The organism is Devosia sp. Root635 (assembly GCF_001427605.1).
In the GTDB taxonomy this organism is placed as follows: domain Bacteria; phylum Pseudomonadota; class Alphaproteobacteria; order Rhizobiales; family Devosiaceae; genus Devosia.
Genome location: NZ_LMGZ01000020.1, coordinates 194,971 through 210,733, shown reverse-complemented (window position 1 = coordinate 210,733; position 15,763 = coordinate 194,971). Strand labels below are relative to the sequence as shown.

At 63.9% G+C, this 15,763-nt stretch carries 17 protein-coding genes; 3 read left to right on the top strand and 14 right to left on the bottom strand.

Annotated elements, in window-relative coordinates; genetic code table 11:
* The first annotated feature begins 142 nt into the window (after positions 1 to 142).
* Positions 143 to 1,075 carry a 3-keto-5-aminohexanoate cleavage protein gene (locus ASD80_RS13950; protein WP_056233864.1) on the top strand — a complete coding sequence of 311 codons (933 nt, stop codon included), beginning with the start codon at positions 143 to 145 and terminating at the stop codon, positions 1,073 to 1,075.
* A gap of 40 nt (positions 1,076 to 1,115) precedes the next feature.
* On the opposite strand, the gene ASD80_RS13945 is transcribed toward ASD80_RS13950, so the two are convergent.
* Positions 1,116 to 2,045 carry a hypothetical protein gene (locus ASD80_RS13945; protein ID WP_056233862.1) on the bottom strand — a complete coding sequence of 310 codons (930 nt, stop codon included), beginning with the start codon at positions 2,043 to 2,045 and terminating at the stop codon, positions 1,116 to 1,118.
* Between the two features lie 199 nt (positions 2,046 to 2,244).
* On the opposite strand from ASD80_RS13945, the gene ASD80_RS13940 reads away from it, so the two are divergent.
* Positions 2,245 to 3,183: a helix-turn-helix domain-containing protein gene (locus tag ASD80_RS13940; protein ID WP_056233860.1), complete on the top strand. Its 939-nt coding sequence runs from the start codon at positions 2,245 to 2,247 to the stop codon at positions 3,181 to 3,183.
* Between the two features lie 88 nt (positions 3,184 to 3,271).
* On the opposite strand, the gene ASD80_RS13935 is transcribed toward ASD80_RS13940, so the two are convergent.
* The 9 genes from ASD80_RS13935 to ASD80_RS13895 form a co-directional block, all read right to left on the bottom strand.
* Positions 3,272 to 3,733: a nuclear transport factor 2 family protein gene (locus tag ASD80_RS13935; protein ID WP_056233857.1), complete on the bottom strand. Its 462-nt coding sequence runs from the start codon at positions 3,731 to 3,733 to the stop codon at positions 3,272 to 3,274.
* Positions 3,734 to 3,735: 2 nt separating this feature from the next.
* Entirely contained in the window at positions 3,736 to 4,515 is a 780-nt protein-coding gene (locus ASD80_RS13930) for an HpcH/HpaI aldolase family protein (protein WP_056233856.1), read from the bottom strand.
* A gap of 132 nt (positions 4,516 to 4,647) precedes the next feature.
* Complete coding sequence (locus ASD80_RS13925) at positions 4,648 to 5,571, bottom strand: ABC transporter substrate-binding protein (protein ID WP_056233854.1); 924 nt, start codon at positions 5,569 to 5,571, stop codon at positions 4,648 to 4,650.
* A 65-nt stretch (positions 5,572 to 5,636) separates the two neighbouring features.
* Positions 5,637 to 6,896: a hypothetical protein gene (locus ASD80_RS13920; protein ID WP_056233852.1), complete on the bottom strand. Its 1,260-nt coding sequence runs from the start codon at positions 6,894 to 6,896 to the stop codon at positions 5,637 to 5,639.
* Between the two features lie 139 nt (positions 6,897 to 7,035).
* Entirely contained in the window at positions 7,036 to 8,343 is a 1,308-nt protein-coding gene (locus ASD80_RS13915; protein ID WP_056233943.1) for a flavin-dependent oxidoreductase, read from the bottom strand.
* A 57-nt stretch (positions 8,344 to 8,400) separates the two neighbouring features.
* Complete coding sequence (locus tag ASD80_RS13910) at positions 8,401 to 8,868, bottom strand: DUF3237 domain-containing protein (protein ID WP_056233850.1); 468 nt, start codon at positions 8,866 to 8,868, stop codon at positions 8,401 to 8,403.
* A gap of 86 nt (positions 8,869 to 8,954) precedes the next feature.
* Entirely contained in the window at positions 8,955 to 9,977 is a 1,023-nt protein-coding gene (locus tag ASD80_RS13905) for a TRAP transporter substrate-binding protein (RefSeq protein WP_056233848.1), read from the bottom strand.
* Between the two features lie 74 nt (positions 9,978 to 10,051).
* A complete protein-coding gene (locus tag ASD80_RS13900) occupies positions 10,052 to 11,377 on the bottom strand; it encodes a TRAP transporter large permease (protein ID WP_056233846.1) in 1,326 nt (441 codons plus the stop codon).
* Positions 11,374 to 11,916 (bottom strand): TRAP transporter small permease, encoded by a 543-nt coding sequence (locus ASD80_RS13895; RefSeq protein WP_056233844.1) that lies wholly within the window; start codon positions 11,914 to 11,916, stop codon positions 11,374 to 11,376. Before ASD80_RS13895 ends, ASD80_RS13900 begins: the two co-directional genes overlap by 4 nt.
* A gap of 156 nt (positions 11,917 to 12,072) precedes the next feature.
* Here ASD80_RS13895 and ASD80_RS13890 point away from each other — a divergent pair, with 156 nt between their 5' ends.
* On the top strand, positions 12,073 to 12,540 hold the full coding sequence (locus ASD80_RS13890) for a MarR family winged helix-turn-helix transcriptional regulator (protein WP_056233842.1): 468 nt from the start codon (positions 12,073 to 12,075) through the stop codon (positions 12,538 to 12,540).
* Here the strand turns inward: ASD80_RS13890 and ASD80_RS13885 are convergent.
* The 4 genes from ASD80_RS13885 to ASD80_RS13870 are packed head-to-tail and all read right to left on the bottom strand — an operon-like array spanning position 12,537 to position 15,762.
* Complete coding sequence (locus tag ASD80_RS13885; protein WP_056233839.1) at positions 12,537 to 13,307, bottom strand: crotonase/enoyl-CoA hydratase family protein; 771 nt, start codon at positions 13,305 to 13,307, stop codon at positions 12,537 to 12,539. The genes ASD80_RS13890 and ASD80_RS13885 overlap by 4 nt on opposite strands.
* Before the next feature lie 11 nt (positions 13,308 to 13,318).
* Entirely contained in the window at positions 13,319 to 13,750 is a 432-nt protein-coding gene (locus ASD80_RS13880) for an acyl-CoA thioesterase (RefSeq protein WP_056233941.1), read from the bottom strand.
* Positions 13,751 to 13,759: 9 nt separating this feature from the next.
* Positions 13,760 to 14,521, bottom strand: coding sequence for an SDR family NAD(P)-dependent oxidoreductase (locus ASD80_RS13875; protein WP_056233837.1), 762 nt, complete (start codon positions 14,519 to 14,521; stop codon positions 13,760 to 13,762).
* Positions 14,521 to 15,762, bottom strand: a complete 1,242-nt coding sequence (locus ASD80_RS13870) for a thiolase family protein (RefSeq protein WP_056233835.1) — start codon at positions 15,760 to 15,762, stop codon at positions 14,521 to 14,523. Before ASD80_RS13870 ends, ASD80_RS13875 begins: the two co-directional genes overlap by 1 nt.
* Position 15,763: the final 1 nt, after the last annotated feature.

Sequence of the window (15,763 nt, the reverse complement as noted above, 5' to 3'; positions counted from 1 at the left end):
AGCGACCATCTTACCGGCGGCGGGGCCATCGGCGCTATCTATGGCTCTTTCGGCCCCCGAAATCCGCCACGAATCGCCCCGGCCCGCCCACCGGCCTCCGCTACTGATCCGGCATCAGCATTTGCCGGGACGGAACAGGACAATGGCAACCAAGCGAAAGATCATCATCACCTGCGCCGTTACCGGCTCCATCCATACCCCGTCGATGTCGCCGCATCTGCCGGTAACGCCCGAGGAAATCACCGAGGCGGCCATCGATGCCGCCGAGGCCGGCGCCGCAATCATCCATCTGCATGCGCGCAATCCACAGACCGGGGAACCCGACCAGTCCACCGAGCACTTCGCCAGCATGCTGCCGGTCATCAAGCAGCGCTCCGATTGCGTGGTGAACATCACCACCGGCGGCGCGGCGACCATGTCGGTCGAGGAGCGGCTGCTGCCGGTCGCCACCTTCAAGCCGGAAGTGGCCTCGCTCAACATGGGATCGATGAATTTCGGCCTCTACCCGATGCTGTCGCGGTTCGACAGCTTCGCGCATGAATGGGAGCGGCCCTATCTCGAGGGCTCGCGCGACCGGGTGTTCCGCAACACCTTCGGCGATATCGAGACCATCCTGCGGCGCTGCGCCGAAAACGGCACCAGATTCGAGGTCGAATGCTACGATGTCGGGCACCTCTATACCTGCGCCCACTTTTTCGAACGCCATCTGCTGAAGCCGCCGGTGTTCATCCAGTGCGTCTTCGGCATTCTGGGCGGCATCGGCGCCCATCCCGAAGATGTAATGCATATGAAGCGCACGGCCGACCGGCTGTTCGGCGACAACTACCGCTGGTCGGTGCTCGGCGCCGGGCGGCACCAGATGAGCATCGCCACCCAGTCGGTGCTGCTGGGCGGCAACCTGCGCGTAGGCCTCGAAGACTCCCTGTGGTCCGGGCCCGGCAGACTGGCCGCGTCGAATGCCGAACAGGTGCGGCTGGCCCGCCAGATCGTCGAATCCCTGGGCTTCGAAATCGCCACCCCCGACGACGCCCGCGAAATACTGGACCTCAAGGGAAGGGACCGGGTCGGCTTCTGAGCCAACCCGGTCCCCCACGGTCAGGAGTGGAAAGCCGGGCTCAGCCCGGCTTCTGCCAATTGAGCAGGGTTCCGCCGGTCTTGGCCTGCTGTTCGCCGCGATCCGTCGGTAGCGGATAGTCGTCCTCGTTGAGCACGAAGCCTGGCTTTGCCGCAAAATCCATGCGTGGCGGGCAGAAAATATCGTAGAGCGAGCTTTCCGGCCCGTCCGGGCCGACATCGCGGCTGGTATGGATGACCCTGGCCGGGATGACGATCACCGACGGCGTCGGCAATGCGGTGTGGTCATCGGGCACCCAGCTGGCGAGATCGGCGCCCCAATTGTAGCGCAGGTGGTGGATCCAGGTGCCGGCGAGGCAGAGCGAAGCCTGCTCGAAATCGTCATGCCAGTGCGGGCTCAGCGACTGTGTATCACGGCGGGTGTGGAAATGGCCGAACAGGTTGACCATCATGTTGGTCGACCGGAAGCAGCGCGGCTGGATGCGCTCGCCCTGCGGATCGAAGTACTGCGCCAGCGGATAATGGCGCAGCCTGAAGCCGCCATTGGGCTCCGGCCAGAGATCGACTGGGGCCAATTCGGGCGCCCCGTCCGCATAGGCCGCGCCATTGACAGCTAACGCGACGACGTCGCCGGCGGCCTTGGAAAATATCCGGACCAGCCGGCCAGCGGAGCGCGCGGTGATCCGGCTTGGGCCGGGCGGGACGATCGTCAGCGAATCCGGCTGCGCCTCAACCACCTGCCCACCGGCTTCGACCGTCAGGATCGCCCCGTGCGGCGGGGTAATGAGCATATGCTCCTCGGGATTGTCCTGCCGCGCCAGCACGGCGCCGGGCTGCACCTCCGAGACACAGACGGCGAAATTGCCGCCCCGCGTGATCCAGGTCCGTGACAGGCCGTCCTCGCCCCTGGCCTGTGGCTCCTGTTCAGAAAAAATGGATCGGGATGCCAGCCGGCATGCGAGATCGCTCATGGCCTCTACTCCGTGTCGCGCCAAGTCGGTCCTTGTCCCTAGCCGGTAAGCGCCCTGCCCCGCATTGGCGGCGGCACCCGATTTCGGGAGACGAAATTGGCTGACGGACCGACCGCGTTTCACTGGATGAAATTGCTCTCATATGGTTTGGTGCGGCGCCGGTCGTGGGTAAGATCGGACCGGATAGTCTGGAGACGTCATGGAACGCGATATGGACGATTGGGACGATGGCGCCCTCAGTGAACCGGTGGGCGACGCCGGCCAGAGTTCGGTGCATATCCGCACCAATTCGCGGCGGGGGCATACCAATCCGCTCGACCGCTCCTATCCGCCGGTCAATTCGGTGCTGCGGGCGCTGCATGTGCTCAAGGTCGTCAACACCAAGGCGATCGCCACCGTCAATTCGATCCATGCCGAGACCGCCATCCCGCGTCCGACTATCGTGCGCATGCTCGAAACCCTGATGCACGAAGGTTATATCGTGCGCGACAACATGTGCGGCGGCTACCGAGTCACTGGCAAAGTGGCCGAATTGTCGGCCGGCTATAGCGGCATCTCGCGGGTAATCGAAGTGGCCAGGCCCCTGGCGATCGGCCTGACGCGGCAGATCAAGTGGCCGATCGGGCTGGGCGAGATCGATGGCGACGAAATTGAAATCCGCTACTGGACCGGAACGATCAGCCCGGTCGTCCATACCAATACCGTATTGGGCAAGCGTCCCGACCTGCTGAAATCGGCGATGGGGCGGGTCTATATGTCCTTCTGTTCGGAGCCGGAGCGCGAACGCCAGATTCGCGTATTGCGCAAGCGCCTCGGCGCCGAGTTCGACCAGGCTGCCGAATCCGAATTCCGCCACATGCTGGACCGTATCAGGCGCTCGGGCTTTGCCACGCGCGACCCCAAGACCGAGCCCACCCGCATGACCACGTTCGGCGTGCCGATCCTGGATGGAGACAGTGTCGCGGCGGTCATGTCGGTGAGCTTTTTTACCTCGTCAGTGCCGCTCAATGCCGTCCGCGAAACAGTGCTCGACCCGCTGATCGAGACGCGCCTCAATATCGAGCACGCTTTGGCCTTCATCAGCACGCGACCGCATCTGGATACCAGCCTGCAGCGCGAATACGCCGTCAACCTCTAAGTCGTTTCGCCCTGTTCCTGACCAAACGGCCATCCCCGCTTTCGTGAGGATGGCCGTTTTGGCATTGCAAGGACCGGAGCCGGACGGCTCAATCGTCGTCCAGCGTCGGATTGGTCGCCGGCGTGCCGCCCTCGAACCAGATATCGAATTTGCGGTAGGTGACCTTCCAGCCCTCGGCCGTCTTGACCAGGCGGTCGGTCATATAGGCGATCTGGATGGGCGGATGGGTCGGCAGCACCGGCTTGCCGTCGGCGGCATAGAGCATCATGAACCAGTGGCACACCGCCTTGTCGGGGCCGCCGTCGAACTTGGCCTGGAAGTTCTGCACCGAGTGGACCACGGTGCGGGCGCCGCGATCCTCGCGCCACTTGTAGAAGGCCCTGATCTTCTCGCGCCCCTCATAGGAGGCGGCGGGGCCGACAAACGAGCCATCCGGCGTATAGTAGTCCGGCGCGCCACGGCCCCAATTGGCGTCGACATCGTGCCAGTAATCGACCAGCAGGGCATGCAGCTCCTGCGTCAAGGCGAGGCGAGCTTCGTCGATACGCATGGTTATTTCTCCTGTAGTGCGGATAGAGACGCCAGGGCGGCCTTTGCCGACTTGGCCATGAAGCCCTGATCGGAACCGATCATGAAAGCATTGATGCCCATACCGGCCATGACCCCTGCATCGTCGCCATCGGCGCAGATCGTCATTGCCGGCACGCCGTGGCGGGTCGCGGCGGCGGCGATGCGGCCGACGACTTCGGTGGTGCGGGGATCGCCGATCGCCTCGCCGCCCAAGGCCGCTGTGATATCGCCCCGGCCGATGAAAATCGCATCGAGACCCGGCACGGAAAGGATGTCGTCCAGCACGTCCAGCGCCTCGATATCCTCGATCATGGCGATACAGGCCGTCTCGCGATCCTGCGCCACCTTGTGCGCGCCATAGCCCACCATGCCGTAGTCGCCGGCGCGGGTCGTATTGGCGAAGCCGCGCTTGCCGCCCGCATAGCGCGCCGCCTCGACCATGGCGCGGGCGCGTTCCGCCGAAAGCACATGGGGCACCAGAATGCCGGCGGCGCCGATGTCGAGCGCCGAGAGGATGGACGCCGGTGTTGCTTCGGCCACGCGGACAATACCGGCCAGGCCGGCGGCGCGCGCCGCCAGGATCAGGTGATCCAGTGCGCCGATCTCGATAGCCGAATGCTCCATGTCGAAAACGACGAAGTCGAAGCCGAGCAGGCCGAAGATTTCAGTGGCGTGGCTGGTCGGCGTCTTGACGAACGAGCCGACCAGGCGCGAGCCGGCGCGGAGGCGCGGCGCAAAGCTGCGATAGGCGTGTGCTGCCATGGCGGATTGGCCCCTTCATTTCCGCCTCTCGATAGCAGGCACGCCGACCCCAGGGCTGCCGAAGCCGGCCTGTTTCAACACGCGAAAACGTGCGCGGACACCGAAATCGTCCTTCGGTCGGACGATGCGCGATCAGACGCCGAGCAGGGAATAGGCCTTGTCCCATTCGCCGATAAGGTGGCGGGCGGTATAGCCGCCGCCGTAATAGGCGCCGCTGGTGGGCAGCACGCGCCCGGCCACCACGGCCGGCAGCCGCTGCCACACCGGCGAGGCAAAAAGCACGTCGAGTTCGCTCTGGTCGAAATGGTCGACGACGATGACCTCGACGTCGCCCAGCACCTCGCCCATGCGCTCGTAGCTGATATTGCCGTATTCCCCGAGCCCCTCGGCCGAAACGGTGATCCCGCCGAGGTCGTCGAGCACCTGCCCGATGGCGGTGACCTGCGGCGAGTTGGTGCCCAGCAGCAGGTTGATCTCGGCCGATTCCGGGCTCGACCAGACGGCCGCCACCTTGCGGCCCAGCACCGCGGCGTGCCTGGCCTTGAGCGCATCGATCTCGGTCTGGTATTGGGCGATAAAGGCGTCGGCAATGTCGCGGCGGCCCAGCCAGTCGCCCATACGGGCGAGATTGTCGCGCCAGTGCAGGTTGAAATCGACCGGCAGCACCGGCGCCACATCGGCCAGCTTGTCGATCGGCCACATGTCGCTGCCGGGAATATCGGTGCAGACGATAAGGTCCGGATTGAGCGCCAGTACGGCCTCGCGCGACGGCGGTGTGCCGATAAAGGTCTGGGCGCCGGCATAGGGCACCCAGGGCTCGATCTGCTGGAAGTAACTGTAGCCGACTATGGGCAGGTCCAGCGCCACCGCCGGCTCCAGGTCGAGCCGCGTATCGATGACCACGACACGCTGCGGATCGGCCGGAATGTCATAGGTGCCGAGCGAGGTGGTAATGCTGCGGACGGCGCTCTGGCCGTGGGCGGGCAGCGCCGCCAGCCCGGCCCCCATGGCCAGGCCTCCGAGCAGCATGTGGCGACGATTGAACCGGTCGGTCATGGCAAACCCTGCTTGTTGATGACGAAACGCCAGAGGGAAGGCGCAGCGCGCCTCCCCCAGGCGGTCTATTGGTAGCTCTTGGACGCGGTGAAGCTGGCCTTGTAGGCGCCCAGCGAATTGGCGGCGATGGCCGTCGACGCCTCGAAGTCGCCGCCCGGCGTCCAGGTCAGTTCGAGCAGGCCATCGGTGATGCCCTGGATGCCGCTGGGAGCGGCAGCGCCGGTCCACAAATGCCCGGCCTCGGCCGCCAGGGTCAGCGATTCGGCCACCGCATATTCGATGCGCCCGCGCAACTCGGCGCCCTGGTCGTCGGCCAGCGCGGTATCGGCATCGAGATAGCGGGCGGCCAACTTGACGGTAAACTGGTCGTTGAGCCTGGCCTCGGCCGAGCCCACTAGGCCCAGTTCGCGCGCCGAGGTCGCGTCCACCGTGGCGGCCAGGGTGAACATGTCGAAACGCGCCTCGGCACTGGCCAGGGCATTCCACCAGCCGCTGTTATTGGCCGCCAGGGCGGCCCGCAGCTTGACGGCGTCGAAGGTCGCGGTAACGCCGCTATGCAGCGCCAGGTCGTTGAAGGTGCCGTCGAGCACCTGCCCGGCCAGTACCGAAATATGGGCCGTAAGGGTGTCGCCGGCATAGTTCACCACCCCGATCAGCGAACCGTCGCCGTCGAGGTCCTCCAGCGCCACGCCGGCGCTGAGGCCGTTGCCGAGCTGGCCGGTCAACTGGATCGCATGGCCCTCATAGCCATAGGTGCCGGTGCCGCCATCCCAGGCCACGCCATCGGTCTCGTCGGAAATGAAGCTGGGCAGCCAGCCGAAGGCATCGTCGTCATCCTCGTTGAAGATCGAGCTCTCGACCAGGCCCGCGGTCAGCACCGTGGTATCGCCGATGGCGATATAGGCCTGGTCCAGCGCGATGGCCGCATCGGGCACCCCGACCCCGTTCTGGGCCTCGGCGTAGTCATACTGGTAAATCTCGATGACCGCCCTGGCCGGGCCGACATCGGTCGGCGCCGTGCCCACCACCTTGAGATAGGCATCGACCCAGCTATCCCAGTCGGTCGCCGCGCCGTCGCTATCGGTCCAGTCGATGGTGCCGCTATAGCCCGATGCCAGCACTGGCAGGGCGCCCTTATAGTCGCCCCAGTGGAATTCGTAGTAGAGCTCGGCCGAGACCTGCAGGCAGTTGCTGTCCGACGAGACCGTCAGGCCGGTCAGGCCCAGTTCGTCGCAGACATCGAGCGCGGTCAGCACCCCAAGATCGGCGGCCGAAGCCGGAAGCGCCAATGCGGCGGATGCCAGTAGGATGATCGAAAATCTCATTATCATTGCCCCAAAACGTCAGAAGAGTTGACGGAGCGGAGCCTTGATCCAGTCAGGCCATAAAGTGGAGTCTATTTATCATCTTTGAGTCGCTTTCCCATCCCACGTTGCAGGAAGGCAACATATATGACTGTTACGATCATATTAAATCAGGCTCGACAATCCGGCGCAGGCGGGCATGCGGGACAATGGTGGGCGGGGCGTTGTTCAACTGTTCAACGGCAAACCCGGCGGCCGACTTGTATCCTGCCACGAACGCGTTGCGCTCCTCGGGTGGCACCACATCATCGATATTGTCGAATTCCCCGCCGCAACGTTCATCGACGATATTGAGCAGGCCAAACGGGCCAGCGCCACGGTTGCGCAACACGAGTTCGGAGATCGGTCCGCAGAACTTCTGGTCATAGGCTCGTAGCGCTGCCTGGGTCACACCGTGCTCCAGCATCGCCGCGCCCAGTTGCCTTGCATCCATGATGGCCTGGCTGGCGCCGTTGGAACCGGTGGGATACATGGCATGCGCCGCGTCGCCCATGAGCGCGACCGGGCCGTCCTGCCAGGTCGGTATCGGGTCACGGTCGATCATGGGATTTTCATAGGCCACGTCGGATCGACGCAGCAGGTCGGGTACGTCAAGCCAGTCATAGGTCCAGTCGGCGAAGTGATGCGCGAAATCCTCGACCTTGACCGGTCGGAACCAGCCATTGCCATAGCGTCCCTCATCCTTGTCGACAGTGACCTCGGCGATCCAGTTGATCGTGGCGAGGCCCGTCTGCGGGTCGGGGTGGGAGATCGGGTAGAATACGACGCGTTGCCTGTGCGTGCCCAATCCGACGAATGAGGCGCCGGAACGGATCGGCTTGCCCAGTGTCGTGCCCCGCCACATGATGGCGCCGCCCCAGTGGATCGGGGGCTGGCCGGGATGCATCGTGGCGCGGACGGCCGAATGGATACCGTCGGCGGCGATGAGCAGCGTGCCCGTTTCGCGCAGCAGCGTGCCGTCGGCGCGTTGGATCAGCGCGGTGACCGTGCCATCGCCATTGTGCTCGTAACCGGTCACCTTGTGCCCGAGCCGGATGACGCCGGCGCCGGCGCGCTCCATCAGGATGCGATGAAGCAGCATGTGGAAACGCCCGCGATGGACGGCATATTGCGGCCACCTGTAGCCGGCCTGCAGCCCGCGCGGCTCGGAATAGACGTCATTGCCGTTCAAGCCGACCAGCGCCCATTCCCTGGCCGGAAGGCCAACTGTGTCGAGCGCCTCGGGGCCAATGCCCAGGTCGCCAAGTTCGCGCACCGCGTTGGGCTGGATGTTGATACCCACCCCCAGCGGCGCAAGTTCGCGCACAGCTTCGAACACCGTGAACTTCACACCGATCTGCTGCAGTGTCAGCGCTGTCGCAAGGCCCCCGATGCCGCCGCCGGCTATGATGACATGTGGTTCCGACACATTCCCCCGCTTCATTCTTGACTTGATAATATTCTCGACCGGAGGCCGTGGCCGGCCCTATTCGACCGAATAGATGTCGATCTGTACGCCCGATGGGGTCTTGGCCCCGGTGCCGACAAAGACCATTCGGTTGATATGGGCGTAGGCCGGCGCTCCGCTTTCGAGCCGGATCGACGAGCGCATGTAATAGGATTCCGACGGCACGTCTGCGCCGGCAAGAAGGCTCTTGATCACTGCCTCCGGACCGTGGCGAAAGCCCTGATCAACGATCTCGATGATAGCGCCGTCATCAGCCTCAAGGACGTAGCGGGCATCCATGAGCGACACGCCATCGTGGTTGACCGTCAGCCAGTCGGCACCGCCCGGCAGAATCCTGCCGTTGAGGCAGGGTCCGGTGACGCGTCCGCCGACGATGGGGATGATGCGCCGCTGTCCCAGCCGTCCCGTGCCGAGACTGCGCGCGGGCCCGGCTTCGACCTCCAGCGTGCAGAATGGGCGCAACTCCGGGGTCTTCAGATCGAGCATGGTGCTATCCGTGGTTGGTTCCCGCTGGCGTGATGAAAACCGCGAAACCGGCCCCACCTCAATAGGCGGGGCCAGTCGCATACGCCTTAGTTCGACTCGGCCGCGATGGCGGCGCGGGCGGCTTCAACGAGGGCAGGACCATCGATGCTAAGGGCTTCCATTTCCTTGTACCACTCGTCGTAGGTGGGTTCGGCGGCGGCGATCCAACGGGCGGTTTCCTCGGCGTCGAGTTGCACGATGTTGTTGCCGGCCTTGACTGCGAGGGCAAGGCCGGTGGCATCGCCGCTGTCCATCACCCGACCGAACTGGCGGGACAGTTCCAAACCGGAATGCTCGTCGATGATTGCCTTCAGGTCATCGGGCAGGTTGTTGTAGCTGTCCAGGTTCATGAACATGCCGAAGGTCTGGCTGTAGAGCCCGTGCTCGCTGGTAAAGCCAGTGTGGTTCTTGACCAGTTCAGCGATCCGCAACGACGGGGTGACTTCCCAGGGAACGGTCGTGGCGTCGATAACGCCCTTGGACAAGGCCTCGGGCGTCTGCGTGACTGGCATGCCCACAGGCTCGGCACCCAGCAAGCGCAGCATGTTGGAGATGATGCGCGAGCCGCCGCGAACCTTCATGCCCTGCAGGTCTTCGAGCGAATTGATGGGGTCCTGCGAGTGGAAGAGACCCGGACCGTGGGTGTGGAGCGCCAGGACCTTGGTGCCGGCGAATTCGTCGGCGGCGTTTGCCATCACATAGTTGTAGAAGGCAGCGGACGAGGCTTCCCCGGTCGTCAGCATGAAGGGCAGTTCAAACGCCTCCGACTTGGGAAAGCGGCCGGGCGTATAGCCCAGAATGGTCCAGACGATGTCCACCACGCCATCCTTGGCCTGGTCGTAAAGATCGGCAGGGACCCCGCCCAGTTGCATCGAGGGATAGTGTTCAAAGGCAATGCGGCCACCCGATGCTTCGGTGATCATGTCGGCCCAGGGACCGATGGCCTGTGCCGGAATGGTTGCCTGGGGCGGCAGCATCTGGTGGATGCGCAGGGTGACTTCCTGGGCAAAGCTGGTGGTGGACAGCGCCAGAGCGGCAATTGCTCCAAGGATCAGGCTGGTCTTCTTCATTTCTTCCTCCCTGTAGATGACCGGACGGCTGTCCGGTCTGTTGGTCCTGCACACCGGGGCGTGCAGGACATCTGCTAATAGAGCCACCAAACCAGGCAGAGCGTGATTGATGGGAAGGCGACGAGAATGATGGTGCGGACGACGTCGCTGATCACGAAGGGCAACACGCCGCGATAGGTGTCCGAGAGTCTGGTTTCGGGGGACATCGAATTGATGATGAACAGGTTCATACCCACCGGCGGGGTAATCAGCCCTACCTCGACGGCGATAAGCACGATGATGCCGAACCAGATGCCGAATTCGTCGGGCGCGAGACCGAAATCGAGCACCATCATCATCGGATAGAGAATCGGAATGGTCAGCAGGATCATGGAAAGCGAATCCATGACGCAGCCCAATAGCAGGTAGAATGCCAGCACGATGGCCAGCACGACCCAGGGATTAAACCCCTGTTCGCCGATCCAGTTCGCCGATGCCTGCGGCAATTGTGACAAAGCGAGGAAGCTGTTGAGCACAGCCGCACCGAAGACGATCAGGAAGATCATGGCGGTCGAGGCGGCCGTCGACAGCAGGGCGTCGCGCACGTTGGCCAGGGTCAGGCTCTTGTTGGCCAGGGCGATCAGCGCGGTACCCGCGGCACCTATCGCAGCCGCTTCGGTGGGCGTGAAGACACCGGTATAAATCCCTCCGATCACCGCGACGAAAACAGCAAGAACCGGCCAGATTTCAAAGAGGGCCTTGAAGCGCTCGACATAGGGCATGCGCTCCAGCGTCGCGCCGGCACCGGGGCGAACCCGCACATAGACGGCAATGACGATGATGTAGCCGATGGCCGCGAGGAGGCCCGGGATAAAGGCGCCCATGAACAACTTGGCGATGTTCTGCTCGGTCAGGACGGCAAAGATGACGAGAATGATCGATGGCGGAATGAGAATGCCCAATGTGCCACCGGCGGCAACGGCGCCGGTGGAGAGCGCATCGGAATAGCCGTATTTCTTCAGCTCGGGCAATGCGACCCGGCCCATGGTCGCCGCGGTGGCCAGCGACGAGCCGACGATGGAGCCGAAGCTGGCGCTGGCGCCGATGGCAGCCATTGCCACACCGCCCTTGCGGTGACCGAGCCAGGCGGTTGCCGCCCTGAATATCTTGGTCGACAACCCACTGAGCGTCGCAAACTGCCCCATGAGCAGGAACAGCGGCACCACGGACAGGCTGTGAGACGCGAAGGTGCTATAGGTCAGCGTCTTGAACTGCGACATCACCGGGTTGAAGTTCTTGGTGACGAGCCAGGTGCCCACCACGCCCACCACCGCCATGGCAAGACCGATTGGCACGCGCAGGAAAACCAGAACGAGGACGACGGGAATGCCGAGCAGCCCTAGAATGATGTTGGTGGTCAATGGTCGCTCCCGACATGCTTTGGTCCGGCGCGCCCGGCAAGGGCATCGCTGATGGAGCGGCCGAGCACGTAAATGGCCACCAGGACCATCGCGATGGCGCCCACGACAGCGGCCGCAAAAGCCCAGCCCATGGATAGCCCCAGCAGGATCGTCGTTTCGCGATAGCTGAATTTGTCGAGCATCCCCAGCCAGAGGCGCCAGGCAATGAAGACGGAAATGATCAGCATCAGCAAGTCGGTGACGACCAGTATCCAGGCGTTCACGGCCGGGGGGAACGTGTCCGTCAGCAGTGACACCAGTGCGTGGCCGCGGGTAATGTGCGCCCAAGGCAGAAAGGCGAATATGGCAAAGCCCATGCCGATCGAGATGAGCTCATAATCGCCCAGGATTGGTTTCAGTCCGGCCCATATGAAGGCCCGGCCCACCACGCTGACAATGACGATGGCGATCATCCCCACCAGCGCGAGACCGCCTGCAATGGCCATCCACCGGGCAATGCCGACGACTATTCGCCCCACAAAGGAACTATCTTGGAACACGGATCCCCCTCCCGTCACCCATCGGGCGCTCCACGCGACCTCCCGGCGTCCCAGGCAGCCTCCCAACTGCATGACGGCGCTGGAGTCATCGAATGTTATCACGTATAACAAACTGCGTGGCTCGTGCAAGCAGTCTCAAGACTGGCGGAGTAGACAATGTCGACGGATAATGCCTTGGTGGAACAGGACGACGCTGAGGGGGGCCTGAATTCCCAGGCAGCGCTGGGTCTCATCGGCTACCGGCTCCGGCGCGCGCAGCTCAGCGTCTTTCAGCGTTTTCTGACCGTCTTCGAAAGCCTGGCACTTCGCCCGGCCGAGTATTCGGTTCTGGTGCTGGTCGATGAAAATCCGGGCCGCAAGCAGAGCGAGATCGCCGCTGCCCTGGGGATCAAACGAGCCAATTTTGTTGCCCTGGCACAGGGACTGGAAGCCCGCGGCTTGTTGGAGCGGCTCAGCGTTGAAAGCGACCGCCGCGCCAATGCGCTGCATTTGACCGCTTCCGGACGCATTTTTCTGGCCGAGGCGCGCGACCTGCACGACCAGCTCGAGAGCGACTTCGTCGAGCGGCTGGGTGGCGAATCCCAACGCGAACAATTGCTGGCGCTGCTCGAACGGCTGACCTAGCGGAAGACCGGAGCCCGCTTTTCCAGGAAGGCCCGCAGGCCCTCTTCAGCATCCGGCCCCGACTGGCTGAGGGCCGCCGTCAGGCTCTCCGCATAGAGCCCCGCCTCCGGAGGCATGGTGGCTATCTGTGCGAGCGCCTGGATGATGAAGGCGTTGATGGTGGGAGAATTGCGCACGATATTTTCGGCAAGCTCGAAGGCTTTCGCGAGCGCATGGCCCTCCGACACGCAATGATGGGCCAGGCCCAGACGCTCCCCTTCCGCGCCCGAATAGCTGCGGCCCGTCAGCATCATCTCCGTCATGCGGTCGGCCCCTATGAGGCGGGAAATGCGCACGGAACCTCCACCGCCGACGAAAATGCCGCGCATGCCCTCAGGCATCTGGAAGCGCACGGTTTCCTCGGCAACGCGGACATGGCAGGTGGCCGCGAGTTCCAGTCCACCGCCCATGACGGCGCCCGTCATGGCCGCTATGACGGGACGCGGCGACTGGGCCAGGAGCGCCATGACGCGATGCCAGTTGCGCGAATGGGCCATGACCTGGAGCGGCTCGCGGGCGACATGCTGGGACAGATCGAGCCCCGATGAAAAATGCCCGCCGGCGCCGGAGATGATGATGGCCCGAATGGAATCGTCGACTGCGCTGAAGAAGGCATCAAGCGTGGCAATGAGGTCATCGTTGAGGGCATTGCGCTTGTCCGGGCGGTTGAGCGTGAGGTGCGCGATGCCATCCCGGCGGGTGATCCTCACAACATCGGTATGCGTCATATTTGGTCCTTTCACACAACGGGGCGAAGCGGGGACTGAAGGCGGGACCGCACGTCATCGGGAAGTGGGGCAGAGCGGATCGCGCCGCCGGGATCGCGCCTGACCCAGACGCGCTTCTCATGGGCTTCAATAGCGAGATCTGGCCCGCGCAGGACCTGGTGGCGGACAGAAAAGCTGGATCTGCCAAGCTCGACTATGTCGCTGCGGATATCGATCACATCGCCGAAGCAGGAGGGGATGAAGAACTTCGCCCCCGTATCCACCATCGGGATGCCGGCTATCTGGTAGTGCTCGAGCCAGAGGCGCTTGTTCATGCCGAGGGCGGCGGAAAACAGGGCGACAGTGGCATTGTCGAACATGCGGAAATAGTTGGGATAGTAGACGATACCGGCCGGGTCGCAGTCCCCGAACTGGATGGCGACGGAAGTGGAATTGCTGAACATGGCCATTGCCTATTTCGCCTGCATGCGCAGCGCGCCATCGAGACGGATCACTTCGCCATTGAGATAGTCGTTCTCGATCATTGCTTTGACCAACTGGGCAAATTCTACCGGCTGACCAAGGCGTGGCGGATTGGGAATGGTGCTGGCCAGGCCGTCCTGCACCTCCGGTGGCAGCTCGGCCAGGAGCGGCGTCAGGAACAGGCCGGGCGCAATTGCCAGCACCCGGATGCCGAAGCGGGCCAGTTCGCGCGCCGCCGGCAGGGTCAGGGCGACGATGCCACCTTTGGAGGCAGCATAGGCGGCTTGCCCCACCTGCCCTTCATACGCGGCGACCGAGGCGGTGGAAATGATGACGCCACGCTGGCCATTGGCATCTGGCTCGGCGGTCGACATGGCGTGGGCGCATAGGCGCAGCATGTTGAAGGTGCCGACGAGATTGACGTTGATGACCTTTTGAAAGGCCGTCAGTTCCATGGGTCCTTCCCGCCCAACAATCCGCCCTGCGGTCCCGATGCCAGCGCAATTGACCAGCACTGCAGGCGCGCCGAAGGCCGCCAGGGCAGCGCTGACTGCAGCTTCGGCACTGGTGGCATCGGACACATCGACCGAGACGTATTGCCCGCCCAGCTCCTGGGCGATGGCCTGTCCCTTGACCGCGTCGCGGTCGAGAACGGCAACGCGAGCACCTGCCGCGGCGAGCAGCCGGGCGGTTTCGGCACCCAGTCCCGAGGCCGCGCCGGTGACGAAGGCCGTTTTGCCCGCAATAAGCATCACCTGGCCTCCGTGTTTTCGATCAGAAGCGCAATGCCCTGGCCGCCACCGATACAGGCAGACGCAATGCCATAGCGGCCGCCGGAGCGTTTCAGTTCAAGTGCCAGGGTCAGTGCCAGGCGAATGCCGGTAACCCCGAGCGGGTGGCCGATAGCAATGGCGCCGCCATTGACGTTGAGCTTGCTTTCGTCGATGCCCAGTTCGGCGGCGCAGGCCAGCACCTGCGCGCCAAAGGCCTCGTTGATCTCGATACGGTCGATCTGGCCGAGCGTCAGACCCGCCTTGTCGAGCACGGCGCGAATGGCCGGTGCCGGACCAATGCCCATGATTTTGGGTGGCACCCCCACGGCAGCACTGGCCACAATCCGCGCCAGGGGCGCGTGGCCCTTGGCCTGGGCATAGTCGGCCGAAGCCACCAGCACAGCCGCGCCTCCATCGACGATGGCCGAGGAGTTGCCGCCCGTCTGCACGCCGCCAAAGGCGGGACGGAGCCTGGCCAGAACCTCATAGGGCGACGGACGAATATGGCTGTCCTCCGTTACGGACGTGACGCCACGCGGCAGCCTGATGGCGCGGTCCGCCAGGCCATCGATGGCGAAGGTCTCAGTTTCGACCGCCACGATTTCCTCGGCAAAAATTCCGGCAGCCTTGGCCGCCACGGCGCGCTCGAAGCTGCGTTCGGCGTAGCGGTCGACGCTCTCGCGGGAGATGCCGTACTGTCTGGCAAGGTTTTCGGCAGTGTCGCCCATGCTGACGCAACCGGCCGGATCATAGAGAGCCTCGAACAGAAAGTCCTTGAATTCGACATTGCCGAGGGCAAAGCCGTTGCGGTGGGTATAGGCCGAGATCGGGTTGCGGCTCATCGACTCGCAGCCGGCCGCCAGTGCCAGATCAACGCGGCCCAGAGCAACCGAATCCGCCGCCTGGGCGATCACTTCGAGGCCCGTACCGCAAATTCGCTGCACCAGATGAGCCGGCGCCTCGGTGGTGGCACCGGCATAAAGTCCGATATGGCGCGGCGTGACATAGGCATCGAACGAGGCCTGTGCCATGGAGCCTACGATGGTGTGGCCGATATCCTCGGCCCGCGCGCCGACCCGTTCGATCGCCGCCCGTGCTGCCTTGATGCCCAGATCGATCGGCGAGATTTCGGCAAAGGCGCCGCGATAGTCGATGAAAGGCGTGCGGGCGCCGCCAAGCAGCCAGGCGTCATCAAAGGCAATTGCGAGTGGCTTGACCAAG